This window comes from Marinomonas sp. 5E14-1, from assembly GCF_039939215.1.
Classification (GTDB): domain Bacteria; phylum Pseudomonadota; class Gammaproteobacteria; order Pseudomonadales; family Marinomonadaceae; genus Marinomonas.
On sequence record NZ_JBDXMW010000012.1, the window covers coordinates 1 to 12602 of the forward strand.

General features: G+C 41.6%; 12 protein-coding genes and 1 tRNA gene. 3 read left to right on the forward strand and 10 right to left on the reverse strand.

The window, feature by feature from the left end; genetic code table 11:
* The first annotated feature begins 19 nt into the window (after nt 1-19).
* Both ABFY09_RS11460 and ABFY09_RS11465 read left to right on the forward strand, forming a co-directional pair.
* Nucleotides 20-95 (forward strand) — tRNA-Val (locus ABFY09_RS11460).
* Nucleotides 96-683: 588 nt separating this feature from the next.
* Nucleotides 684-1556 carry a DMT family transporter gene (locus ABFY09_RS11465; RefSeq protein ID WP_347984458.1) on the forward strand — a complete coding sequence of 291 codons (873 nt, stop codon included), beginning with the start codon at nt 684-686 and terminating at the stop codon, nt 1554-1556.
* 70 nt (nt 1557-1626) lie between these two features.
* On the opposite strand, the gene ABFY09_RS11470 is transcribed toward ABFY09_RS11465, so the two are convergent.
* The 7 genes from ABFY09_RS11470 to ABFY09_RS11500 form a co-directional block, all read right to left on the reverse strand.
* The gene (locus ABFY09_RS11470; RefSeq protein WP_347984459.1) at nt 1627-2397 is read right to left on the reverse strand and encodes an HAD family hydrolase; all 771 of its coding nucleotides are present in this window, start codon (nt 2395-2397) and stop codon (nt 1627-1629) included.
* Between the two features lie 4 nt (nt 2398-2401).
* Nucleotides 2402-3283 carry an endonuclease/exonuclease/phosphatase family protein gene (locus ABFY09_RS11475; RefSeq protein WP_347984460.1) on the reverse strand — a complete coding sequence of 294 codons (882 nt, stop codon included), beginning with the start codon at nt 3281-3283 and terminating at the stop codon, nt 2402-2404.
* Nucleotides 3283-4092, reverse strand: a complete 810-nt coding sequence (locus tag ABFY09_RS11480) for a carbohydrate ABC transporter permease (RefSeq protein ID WP_347984461.1) — start codon at nt 4090-4092, stop codon at nt 3283-3285. Before ABFY09_RS11480 ends, ABFY09_RS11475 begins: the two co-directional genes overlap by 1 nt.
* Before the next feature lie 23 nt (nt 4093-4115).
* Complete coding sequence (locus ABFY09_RS11485) at nt 4116-4979, reverse strand: sugar ABC transporter permease (protein ID WP_347984462.1); 864 nt, start codon at nt 4977-4979, stop codon at nt 4116-4118.
* A gap of 84 nt (nt 4980-5063) precedes the next feature.
* On the reverse strand, nt 5064-6347 hold the full coding sequence (locus ABFY09_RS11490; RefSeq protein ID WP_347984463.1) for an ABC transporter substrate-binding protein: 1284 nt from the start codon (nt 6345-6347) through the stop codon (nt 5064-5066).
* 34 nt (nt 6348-6381) lie between these two features.
* Nucleotides 6382-7383, reverse strand: a complete 1002-nt coding sequence (locus ABFY09_RS11495; protein WP_347984464.1) for an ABC transporter ATP-binding protein — start codon at nt 7381-7383, stop codon at nt 6382-6384.
* Nucleotides 7380-8168, reverse strand: coding sequence for a DeoR/GlpR family DNA-binding transcription regulator (locus tag ABFY09_RS11500; protein WP_347984465.1), 789 nt, complete (start codon nt 8166-8168; stop codon nt 7380-7382). Before ABFY09_RS11500 ends, ABFY09_RS11495 begins: the two co-directional genes overlap by 4 nt.
* Before the next feature lie 142 nt (nt 8169-8310).
* On the opposite strand from ABFY09_RS11500, the gene ABFY09_RS11505 reads away from it, so the two are divergent.
* Complete coding sequence (locus ABFY09_RS11505) at nt 8311-8727, forward strand: glutamate synthase-related protein (RefSeq protein WP_347984555.1); 417 nt, start codon at nt 8311-8313, stop codon at nt 8725-8727.
* A gap of 337 nt (nt 8728-9064) precedes the next feature.
* Here the strand turns inward: ABFY09_RS11505 and ABFY09_RS11510 are convergent, their stop codons facing one another.
* From ABFY09_RS11510 to ABFY09_RS11520, 3 genes are all read right to left on the reverse strand, one after another.
* Nucleotides 9065-10039 carry a GlxA family transcriptional regulator gene (locus ABFY09_RS11510; RefSeq protein WP_347984466.1) on the reverse strand — a complete coding sequence of 325 codons (975 nt, stop codon included), beginning with the start codon at nt 10037-10039 and terminating at the stop codon, nt 9065-9067.
* A gap of 119 nt (nt 10040-10158) precedes the next feature.
* Nucleotides 10159-11247, reverse strand: coding sequence for an iron-sulfur cluster-binding domain-containing protein (locus ABFY09_RS11515; RefSeq protein ID WP_347984467.1), 1089 nt, complete (start codon nt 11245-11247; stop codon nt 10159-10161).
* Nucleotides 11248-11341: 94 nt separating this feature from the next.
* On the reverse strand, nt 11342-12586 hold the full coding sequence (locus ABFY09_RS11520; RefSeq protein WP_347984468.1) for an aromatic ring-hydroxylating dioxygenase subunit alpha: 1245 nt from the start codon (nt 12584-12586) through the stop codon (nt 11342-11344).
* Nucleotides 12587-12602: the final 16 nt, after the last annotated feature.

Consider the following 12602-nt stretch of genomic DNA (forward strand, 5'->3'; position numbering starts at 1 on the left):
TAGTAATAAAGCTTAAAGCGGGTGTGTAGCTCAGTTGGGAGAGCGTCGCCCTTACAAGGCGAATGTCGGGAGTTCGAACCTCTCCACACCCACCATTCTAGGTCACTAATCTTTTTATACTCTCCGTTCTAAAAATAGTTTTCTACATATTTCTTCATTCTTAAATTAATAAGAAAACTCAATATTGAGATCTAATCTTACACAGATAATATGATGTATTTTGTGTATTTTCATTTTTTAAATACTGATAGAAAGATCTTTAACACCTTTCCTAGCTGCCCTTAATACCCCTCTCTAATTCCATCTGTCTTCGTTTGTGTATTTTTAATGATTTTCTGGTTACATCTGATACTTGCGCTGAGTGTTCTTCAGTATGCGACCTCAGTAAGTAATGAGGTTTATAGATGTAGAGCACAAAAAAAGCGGAAAAGCGTGTGGGTGCTTTTCCGTTTTTGATTTGATCAACGACAACACTTTCTACGGCTAAGGTTGTGTTTCGACTTCTTCACTGATTTGTTCTAGATCTGCAAATCCTGCCATAGCGCCAATGGTTATTTGCAAGGCTGCCCATTCTTGTTATGTGCAGAAGCAGCACTGATTTATGTGCTGGATTCTGAAATGTGTCATTACATTTTTTTGTGTGAAGCAGGTAACATAGAGATCATTCAATAAGAGAGAAAATTATGTGGATTGTTTATGCACTGTTAGCGGCTCTATTTTTTGGCATGAGAGGAGTGATGTATCAATGGACTTCGCAAAAAAATATTAATCGAAATTTAATGTTATGTGGCGTGTTTTTTGTCGGCTTTGTTATTAGCTCGATTGCGACGTGGCTGTTGGATCAGAAGTGGTATACATGGGCTCATGTTGCTGTGGGTTTCGCAATGGGTTTTGGATCTTTTGCTGCAAATGCGGCTTTGCATAAAGGTTTTTCAGTCGGAAAGGCTTCTCTTATTAGTGTGCTGTCAGGCTTACCACCTTTGTTTGTCGTGTTGATGGCTTTTGGGCTCTGGAACGAAACACTCACCACGCAACAGTTTATCGGTTTTACCGTTATTTTTATTGGGCTTTATACCATACGTTATTCAAACGATATTTCCTTTAGTAACTTACAAGGCGCACAATGGGGCTTACTTGCTGCCTTATGTTTTGCTATGAATGACGTATTTGGGAAGCAATCCACCCGTTTAGATTCTGATATGTTTGCGACATTAACACTGATGTTTGGCTTTGGCAGTTTTCTGTTTGCGATTGGCTGGTTGAAAAACCGTCGTATTACCGATCGTAATGGAAATGATGTTGAACCGCATTGGTCTGGTACTAAAACTTTTGGCTGTGGAATGCTGATCGGATTAACCAATGTGGCGGGAATGATGGCAATATTGTCCGCTTTTGCTATCGGAACGACGGGCTTGGTGTCAGCGATTGCTGCAATGAATATTTTGATTATTTTGTTGTATTCACGAGTGTTTCTAAAAGAAGTGTTCAGCTGCCAAGAAATCTTGGGATTACTTGCGGCACTTGCGGGCATTTTGATCTTGCGTTTAAGTCAGTAACCCTTTAATGAGTAACAGCTTAATTCTACCTAATGAAAGCTGATACCCATTTGTCAGTGTCTTGCTAATGTTAAGAAACCAGTGAATTGGCAAGTTCAACGAAACCTAATCCCCCTTTTTCTTGTGTGATGTAATTGGGTTTGTGCGCCAGTGTTGGTAGAAACTTTTCAACATTGGCGACACCAATAGAGAGTGGAATAGTTTCAAACATGGCTTCGTCATTGGTGGAGTCGCCGATAAAAGCTGTTTCTTCAAGTGCTATATCGTGTGCTTTGAGCCAACCTAAAGCGCCTGTCGCTTTGTTGTAATCTCCAATCCAAGTATTAATGTGAATCGAACTTAATTTGGCGTTCACACCTTGTTCTTTTAGCCACTGTGTTGCTTTTTTTGCATCGGAGAAATCCACTTGCACGGCTTGCCCAATATCTAGTGCGACGTCAGTCATTCGGAAATTTTGATCCTGTGTAAAACTGATATCTGAGAATTTACTGTTCAGTTGATTGGCCAATTTTTTAAGTTTCTCTAAATCGCTTTGTACTTCTTTAGGGTCTTTTAAATAGGTTAATCGAGTATGACCGCGGTCTTCTTGGGTCATAAAAAAAGCCCCATTCTCACCAATGATGTATTTTATCGGCAGCGTTTTGAGTAGGCAGTCACACCATCCTGCACTGGCTCCGGTAACGGGTACAACAAGAATGTTGTGTTGTTTTAATGTATGTAATGACTGAATGGTTTGAAGAGGAATTTCTCCATTAAGAGTTAAGGTATCGTCCACATCAGTGAACAGGACTTTAATAGGGTTGGTGAGGCTTTTAGGCAAGCATTTAGGGTTTTGTGTCATGATTTTAATCCTTTAAAGTTATGCAAATTGGTTGATGATCGGACGCCATGGTGAAGGTGTTTACTTCAATGTTTGCTATTTGATCGTGTAATCCTGAGGAGCAGAGAAAGTAGTCTCGCACATGGGCACCGTCTGGCCAGAGGTCTGTATCAAAGACACCGCAAGTTGGCTGGCGTTGTGAAGAGTGGGTGTTTTTTAAGGCTATTTCTGCCGTATCTAACCATGCCATTTCGCTTGTCATTTTTGTGTATTTAGCACTGTTTAAGTCAACATTCAGATCGCCACACAATAAGACATGTTGGCCTCTTTTCGCGAGGTGATAAGCATCTTGGTTATGTTTAAGTGTTGATGGCTTTTTATCAGTGGCTGATGGCTCTTTAAAAATAGCTGATGGCTCTGTGTGACTGAGTATCTGATCGCGAAGCCTAGTGAGGTGCTCAATTTGCTGTATCGACTCAGATTCTGAGTGATAGGCAAGATGTGTGTTTAATAAATTGATAGTAGTGTTTTTATAAAGAATAACGGTTTCAGCAAGGGTTCTAGGTATCTGTAGCGCAGGCAACACACAAGGAACTGGTAATTGATGAATGCGTTGATCTAAAAGTTTGCCTTGTTTTACGAGTGTTAAGTTACCGAATTCTTGGCTCTTGCCATTGCCCAAAGGCCGGCTAAACCCCGTTGCCCAGACGCTGTGATAGCCTGCAAACGCTTGTTCGAAAAGCTGTTTTTGGTCGTCGTCATTGTAGGCTTGTATGTTTCTAGAGACTTCCTGCAAGCAGATAACATCGAGCTCCCCAAACTTTCTAATGACGTCAATAATTCGGTGCCTATTGAATACACCATCGCATCCTTTTGTGGATTGAATGTTCCAACTGAGTAAGCGCATTATTTTATTCCTGCATGCATAAATGACTGAATGAATTGACGCTGAAAAATAAGAAACATAAGTAATAGTGGGGCTATGGATATCAATGTTCCGGCACAAATGATGGCCCAATCAACGCCAGATTCTGGCGCACCAAAAATAGATAAACCAACTGTTAGAGGGCGGCTATTTTCTGTGTTTGTGGCGATTAAAGGCCATAAGAAATTATTCCAATGTGTGCTAATGGACACTAAGGCATAAGCCACATAAGTCGGCTTGGCGAGAGGCACATAGACTTTCCAGATGATTTGTAAAAGATTACATCCTTCCAGTTTCGCCGCATTTTCTAGGTCGATAGGAATGGTCTTAAAGCTTTGGCGCAATAAGAAAATACCAAAGGCACTGGCAACGTAAGGAATCGCGACCGCAAAATAGGTATCAATAGCATGAAGCTGAGCCAAGGTCTGGTAGTTCTCAACAATGAGTATTTCAGGCGTCACCATCAGTTGCATAATAATTAGGCTAAATACAAATGCCCGCCCATTGAACCGAATACGAGCCAATGCATAAGCCGCCAAAGTGCAAACAATGAGTTGGCCTGCTAGTGTTAAAAGGCTGATGGCAAAAGTGTTAAACATGTAGCTGATAAAAGGCGCTTGAGACCAAGCTTTTTTAAAGTTTCCTAGCTCCAATGGCGCAAAAAGAGAAAAGTTTGTTGTGTACTCAGAGCTGTGGAAAGCCGCCCAAAATGCGTAAAGCAAAGGGAAAATCCACAGTAATGCCAATACCAAAGCGATACTAGAAGATAAAAAAGTCAGTGTTTTATTCATTATCAATCTCGCTAGTTTGGTTGTTAATAATGGATGCGACGTTCAATCACACCAAATTGTATGAGCGCCATAACAATTAAGATCAGCAGCAGAACAGCGGTTAATGCCGACGCGTAGGCTGTATCGAAAAAGGCAAAGGAGTTCTCATAAATGTAATAAAGCAGCAGATTGGTGGCATTGTTTGGGCCGCCCTTGGTGAGGATAAACAAATGGTCAATCAGCTTGAACGAGTTCAATAACGCGTTCACAAAGACAAAAAGTGTGGTTGGCATAAGCAAAGGAAAAGTAATGCGTCGGAAAGTATATAAACTCGAAGCATTTTCGGTTTTCGCGGCCTTATATAAATCTGGCGAGATGGTTTGTAGCGCAGCAAGATAAAAGATCATAAAGAATCCTGCTTCTTTCCAAATAGTCATGGTCATTAGGCTGTAGAGCGCGGTATCTGGGTTGCCTAACCAATTCACACCAGACAAACCAAACCAACCTAAGATGGCATTAAACAAGCCAATTTCTGAGCTATAAAAGAGCAGCCAAATGTTAGCGACAGAGATCATCGGCAACATGGTTGGTGTAAAGAAGGAAAAGCGCATAAAGCCTGTTCCAGCTATTTTACCGTTGACCCAAAGGGCCATGATGAGAGCAAAAAATATAGAGGCGGGTACTGTGATCAAAGCATATAGAGCACTGTTTTTTAAAACTTGATAAAAAACCGGATCATCAAGCAAACGCCCATAATTTTCACTGCTGGCTTGATCTCCCATTTGTACACCAAAGCCAAAGACACTGCGCCAAAGGGTATTGCCTATGGGCAGATAGGTGAAGGCAACCAAAAGAATAAGGGCTGGCGCTAAAAGCAGCCAAGCTTGGGCTTTATAGGTTTTAAACATAGGTAACCTCAATACGGGGCTAGTGCTAGCCCCGTTGTGTTCAGATTGTCATGCAACGCTAGCAAGACTTAACGTTAGCAAAACCTAACGGTAACGAGACAGGATTCGATCCGCTTGTTTTTGCGCCGATGTTAATGCTTTTTCAGCATTTTGTTGGCCATTTAGTACGGATTGAATGGCATCATCTAAAAGCTTTCTGACACGACCAGATTGGTGTGTGGATAGCTCTGCCGTTGCGTATTTTAGTTGGTCGCGAGCAACCGCCGCTGGAGGGAAAGACTCGACATAGTTCGCCAATTCTTTCGTTTTGTAAGCCGCAGGGCTGATGCCCATATAGCCTGTTTCTATGCTCCATTTAGCAGCTTGTTGTGGTGAGGTCATAAACTTCACTAGCTTAAGTGCCGCTTGCTTTTCTTCTTTTGAAGCATTTTTAAACAAGTAGAAGTTACCGCCACCTGTTGGTGAACCGCGTTCTTCATCGGCTGGCAGCATGGCCACACCAAAGTCAAACTTAGCGGCTTTTTTGACAGCGGTTAGGTTACCTGTTGAGTGCCACATGATGGCGGTTTTTTCTTCTAAGAAGTTTTGACGCAAAGTGCCCCATTCAATCATTCCTTTTGGCATGATTTGATGCTTATTGCCTAAGTCTTTCCAGAAGTCCAATGCGGCAATGGCTTTAGGGTCATCGAAATAGGTTTTGTTACCGGCTTGGTTCATTAGCTTATGACCTTTTTCTTTGGTCAGTGCGCCAAACATCCAGTATGGATAACCTGTAGATGGGATCATTGCGCCCCATTGAGAGACGTTACCATTTTTATCTTTCTTAGTGAGTTGCTTGCCCATTTCAACCAGTTCTTTCCAGCTACTAGGGGCTTTATTTGGATCAAGGCCCGCAGCACGGAACATGTCTTTGTTGTAGTACATGACGATGGTAGAGCGCTGGAAAGGAATGCCGTAGGTTTTACCATTAACAATGCCGTTTTCCATCAGTGCTGGGTGAAAGCTCTTTAACCACTTACGTTCAGCCGATGTAGAGATCACATCGTCGAAAGGCACAATAGCGTCTAGATCCATTAATTCATGAACGTCAATGGAGAACATCACAGACAATTGTGCAGGTTTACCACTGTTTAATGCGGCTAAGGCTTTTACACGGGCGTCATTATAGTTGCCCGCATAAATGGCTTTTACATCAATATCTGGGTTTTGGTGTTCAAAATCTTCAACAATAGAGTCAACGACTTTTGTTAAAGCGCCACCAACGGACACTGGGTAATACATGGTTAATTCTGTTTTAGCTTGTACAAGAGCGGAAAAGCTCAGACCTATTGCTCCTAAAGTAAGAAGTTTTTTAATGTTTGTACGCATTGCAGTAGCTCCTTTCAGGTTGATTTTAGTGACGCTAAAAACTGGCAATACGCTTGCCAGTGGATTTGGAAAACAGATGTTGTTTTTGCTCAGACCAATGAATGTTTAAGTGGCTTCCTTCGGTTAATTGATGTTTACCCATTAGGGACAGTTGAATATCTTTTGAGCCTTTAAAAGGGCCACTTATCACATCGACATTGATGATGGTGGCAGCACCTTGATAGTCGCAGTTGTTAATTTTTGCTTGATGGCCGACTTCTTGTACTTCTATATGCTCTGGCCTGACGCCAATAATGTGTTCATCGCCAGTCATAAAGTTCATCGGTGGATGACCAATAAAACTTGCGACGAAGGTAGATTCAGGGGCTTGATAGAAGCTTTCAGGAGAGCCTTGCTGTTCCACCTTGCCTTGATTGAGTAAGATGATTTTGTCCGCCATACTCATGGCTTCAATTTGGTCATGGGTGACGTATACCACGGTCAAACCTAATGACTTTTGTAGGTGGCGTAATTCATTACGCATCTCATTGCGTAGCTTGGTGTCTAGGTTTGAAAGAGGTTCGTCCATCAGGCAAAGAGGGGCTTGAGAGGCAATACTTCTTGCCAGCGCCACCCGTTGGCATTGCCCACCCGATAGTTGACTAGGCTTTTTATTAAGGTGTTCTTCTAAGCTCACCAGCTCAATGGCATGTTTTAATCGTTTAGTTTGCTCTTGCTTGTTTACACGACGTGCTTTTAGGCCAAACAAGATGTTTTCTTTAACGGATAGATGCGGAAAAAGAGCGTAAGACTGAAACACCATAGACAATTCACGCTTCCCTGGTGGAAGGTGGGTGATGTCTTTATTCCCAAGATGAATTTTCCCCAATGTTGGGGACTCAAGGCCTGCAATCATGTTTAAGGTGGTCGATTTTCCACAACCGCTTGGGCCAAGCAAAGACAGAAATTCCCCTTGCTCTATGGTGAAATTGATATCGTCCACGACACAGTGATGAGCGTATTCCTTGCTTAAATTGCGGATACTTAAAAAACTCATAATGTCCTCAAAGTTTCGTCGGTTGATAACTCAACTTTCACGCCTAGTTGCTGGCAAAGTTGGTTTAGTTCATTGGAAATCTGATTGGTGAAAAAGACGTCAATAGATTTCAAATGACTGCTTTTTACAGGCGCACTGCGCTCGAACTTATGATGGTCAGCCACTAATAACCGTTGTTCACAGTTTTCTAAAATGGCTTGGGATAAATGGGACTCTTCTGGTGAAAAGTCGAGTAAATCACCAGAGGTAGAAATGCCGCCTACGCCACAAATGCCAAAATTGACTTGAAACTTACGAAAGTAATGGGTGGCATCTTCCCCAACAACATCTTGATCCGTAGCACGAATACGGCCGCCAACCATATGGGTTTCTATGTTGGGATTTTCACATAGGGCGATTGCCGCATTTAGGTTGTTGGTAATAACGGTGAGACCTGAGTGGTGGATAAGGTGTCGAGCAATTTGTTCTGGCGTAGTGCCTATTCCTAAAAATATACTGCAACCTTCTGGTAGGTATTCAACCAGTTTTTTGGCGATGTCTTTCTTTTCTTCTAAGTGAATGATTTGTCGATTAGAGAACGACAAATTATTGCTTTGCACAGGTAAGCAAATACCGCCATGAATCCGTTTTACTAGAGCCAGCTCACTGAGTGCATACAAGTCTTTACGGATCGTTTGGACAGAAACATCAAAGTGTTCAGTGAGTTCTGTACTGGAGATCTTCCCACCATGACGTTTAAGTAAGTTAAGAATGTCTTCTTGTCTTGCTGATATTTCTTCTGTCATACGAAACCTTAAGGATCAATAAATCTTATTGTTCGAAATGTTATTGGTTTCGTATGAAGGTTTATTTACAGTTTCGTTGCATTTCTAATTAATGTTGGAATTTCTGTGTTGGGTGAATGTCTGGGCTAAATAAGCTGGAGGTATTCGCAACGGTGCTGATGTGGCGAAATGCATGGCATTAGGCGCGGATGCTGTTGCAATCGGGACAGCAGCTTTGGTTGCCTTGGGTTGTAACGATCCAAAATGGGAAGAAGATTACGAAGCCATTGGCTCAGCAGCAGGTTTCTATGACTATTACCAAGAAGGCAAAGACCCAGCGGGTATTTCAACGCAAGACCCAGAGTTGAGCAAACGTCTCGATCCTGTTGCTGCTGGTCATCGTTTGGCTAATTATTTGGGAGTTTTGACGCTAGAAGCGCAAACGTTAGCGCGTGCTTGTGGCAAAAATGATCTACGCAACTTAGAGCCAGAAGATCTGGTGGCGTTGAATGTGGAAGCGGCAGCCATGGCGCGAGTACCTCTTGCGGGGACAAACTGGATTCCAGGTCAGCAATATTAAGTTCGATAAAGACACAAAAAAGCCATGCTTAATGCATGGCTTTTTTGTGTCTCATGTCCCGCCCTGAAATAGCGTTACACCTAAGAAATCTATTGTCGGAACATGAAGTAATACAAAGCGTGAGCGTACTAAATATTATTACATAATGGCTTTAATATACCTTGATTGATATTTTGACACTGAGTATAGGGTGAATCTCAAAAAAGTATATTGTCATGAAGCGAGACACCTTCAAATTGAAGCAAAAATCCGTTTCAGTCCTTCTTATTTGTTTCTCGATATAAGTAGGTAAGCTGTTTACCAATAGAAGCGGAAACAGTTGATAGGCTAAAGCTGTCTAACTTTTGTCATTTGATTTTTTTCTTTGTTCGTTTGGTGATTTGTCATATTGATTTTTATAGCAACGTGCAAAGTAAGAGCTGGAGCTAAAGCCGCATGCTGTACTGATATGAAGTATGGATAAGTTCGATTGGGTGAGAAGGTTATGCGCTTTTTCGAGCCTGATACGTAAATAGTGTGCAGAGGGTGAGGTATTTAAACCTTCTTTAAAAAGGCGCTCTAACTGCCTTGTGGAAACGCTTATAAGTTGGCTTATTTGAGGGCAGCTGAGTATTTCTTCGGTATTACTACGCATTATTTCTAATGACTCTAATAATTTAGGGTTATGTGTAGAATGACGAAGATGTAAGTTCATTCTTTGTTTTTCATTGCTAGAACGTATTGTCGGATGGATAAATTGCTCTGCAACATCTTTGGCTAAGTGGCTGCCATATTTTGTTTCGATTAAATGTAGCATCATGTCAAGCCCCGCCGCTCCGCCTGCGCAGGTATAGATATTGTCATCCACTTCATACAATTCACCTGTGACATTAAGGTCAGGAAACTCTTCAAGCAAACTATCAAGGTTCTCCCAATGAATAGTGCAGCGGCTATGCTTTAGTATGCCTGCTTGGGCAAGTAAGGTTGTTCCTGTCGAGGTCGCGCCTAATTGAACGCCTTGACGCTTAATATCTTTAATCCATCTAATATTCTCAGCATGGCTATTGTCTTTTACGTTCGTTCCTGCGACAACAAATAAGATCTCTAAGTCTGACGTATTTTCCTTTGTACGATTCACTGAAAAGGGAAGGCCATTACTGGCATAAACCTCCTCACCATCACCGTATATATGCCAACTGTAGAGTGTTTCGCCTTTTAATTGATTTGCCATTCTTAATGGCTCAATTAAAGAGGCTAATGAAATCATAGAGAATTCAGGAATAAGCAAGAAACCAATTCTAGTGATAAGTTTTGAAGTATCAGATGTTTGCACGCCAAACCCCAGTGTTAGTTTATTTACTTTACTGTCAATTATTTTAGAGAATTGACTGTTTAACAATAAAAGTTGTTAAAGTTGTTTTTAACTGTATTTGCTCGCTCTATTTGTTCATTCTACTTACTGGCTCTACTTAGTGATAAGTCAGAAAGCGGATGGCTACAACAGGCTAAAATGAACCCATTTTGTTCTTCCTTTTTCGATAACCCACCTTTGTTGTCACTTTTCACATCACCTGAAACCAATTTTACTTTACAGGTACCACAGCTGCCTTCACGACATGAGGTCGGAATACGAATGCCTCCTTCTGCTGCGGATGTCACAAGGTCTTGCTCTGCGTTGGCAAAAAAATTGTAATTGTCTAGCGCAATGGAAAAGTCCTTATTAGCATCGTTATTGCTTATAGATGACGGGTTATCAATGATTTCTATGGCGGCTTGATGCGAACCAAAGGTTTCTGTGTGAAAGTTTGCAGAGGCGCCACCTTCTGCTTTATAGATAGCTTGAATCGTGTCAGTAAAGCCTTCAGGCCCACAGCACAATACCGTACGAGTACTAAGGTCTGGTATTAATGCCGATAAGAGTTTTCTATTCAGCCTGCCACGTAATGAATGCCATGCCTTACCACTTGGCACTTTTGACGCACACTCATACACGGTTAAGTTAGGCATGTCACATTGGATCGTATTGATCTCTTGATGGAAAAGCACATCATCCGGCGTACTGCTTTGCTGAATAAAAATAACGTCGGTGTTTTCTTTACGCTGATGCAACCACCGTAACATGGCCATAATAGGAGTTAAGCCACTGCCTGCTCCAATCAGTAGCAATGGTTGATTTGGATAGTAGACGATGGAGAATTCACCAAAGGGGCCTGTGGCTTCAAAAATGCTATTGATGCTGAGATCAGAATGCATGTAGTTGGTGACTAATCCACCTTCTATGGCTTTGATGGTGAGTTCTAATTGATTGTTTTTAAATCCTGCAACGGTAAAGGTACGGACGTGCTCTTCAGCCTCTTCGTTTTTACCTATTCGTGTTTTTATACTAATGGATTGGCCTGGGTGCATACGTAATGGCTGATGCTCAAACGTTTCAACATTAAACACAAAGGTTTTTATATTGTTGGTTTCTTGGCGTATATCCACAAGTTTTAAGATCATTTTCCCACTGGGGTAAACAGGGATAGAGAGTGGTTTTTTCATTGCTGCTGCCTCAGTGGGAGTATGTATCACACTTACTTGTCTTTTATATTGTTTGGTTAGAGAAGGTTGGTGAACGACATTTCTCTATTTACTTTTATGAATGGTTTTCCAAATAATTTGTTAGCTTATTTTTGTACCAGTCAGTGAAGTTGATCACCATAAATTCAGATATTGCTGAGTAGGGGCCTGGTTGATAGGCTGGTGACAAAATGCCTTTTTGGTTATTTTCTGCAAGCTCTTTGTCTTGCTCGTTCGTTGCTAACCAAACTTCTGACAATCTTTGTAAGTCATAGTCCCAGCCTTCTAGCGCCTCTTCGTGAACCAGCCAAGTGGTGCGAACTTCTGTTTTGTTTGGGCCAAGAGGCAATACTCGAAAGTGAAGAATGTGATCGGATAAAAAATGGTGCCAGTTGTTGGGGGCACGAAACATTCTAACCGAGCCGAGGTCTTCTTCGACTAAATCGCCAAGCAGTTTCTTACAGGCAAGTTCGCCGTCAAGCGTCATGGATTTAATGTCCTTACGAAAGGGTAAGCGAATACAGCGAAACTCTTGTCCACCGTCGGCTGGCTCGTAAGGAAAGCCAAGTTTTTCCCATTTAGCCGCTTTTTCTTTCATTAGTGCAAATTCTTCAGCAAATCTATCGTCTTCTGGTAATGCCATTTCGACGAGAGAAACTAAGAGTTCTGGATGAGAGCCTGCACAGTGGTAACATTCGCGGTTATTTTCTATGACGAGCTTCCAGTTGGCTTCTTCTACAATGACAGACTCAAAGACGACTTTTGTTTTTTTCGGCTGATGAGGCTTAATGTAAGGGGTGACAGTATCACGAAAGAGAGTAAAGTCTGGTGGCGAGTCACTTAAACAAATGTAAATAAGGCCTTCTAAGCATTCTAGAGGTATCGGGTTAAGTGGAAAGTTATCTTTGTTGAAATCTTCTGCCATGTACAAGGCATTTTTTAGTGTGCCATCTAGGTCGTAAGTCCATTGATGGTATGGGCAAACTAACTTGTTTACATTGCCTTTTTCTTTCGTGCAAAGAATAGAGCCTCGATGTCTACAAGTATTGTGAAAAGCGCGCAGGATGTTGTCTGAATCACGCAAAATCAGAATAGGGGCTGTATCTATGATTAATGTTATATAGTCGCCGGGATCAGGTAATTCACATTCATTTGCAATAAAAAGCCAATCGTTCAAAAAGATAGACTGCATATCGGCGTGGTGGATTTTTTCATCCCCATAGAAAGATTGTGGAAGCGAAAAGGCTGTTTGGCTTTCTTCAATAGAATGTTTCACTTTCAAGAAAACATCTTCACTACGTAATTCATTGCTTTCAACCAAGACTATCTCCTCATAT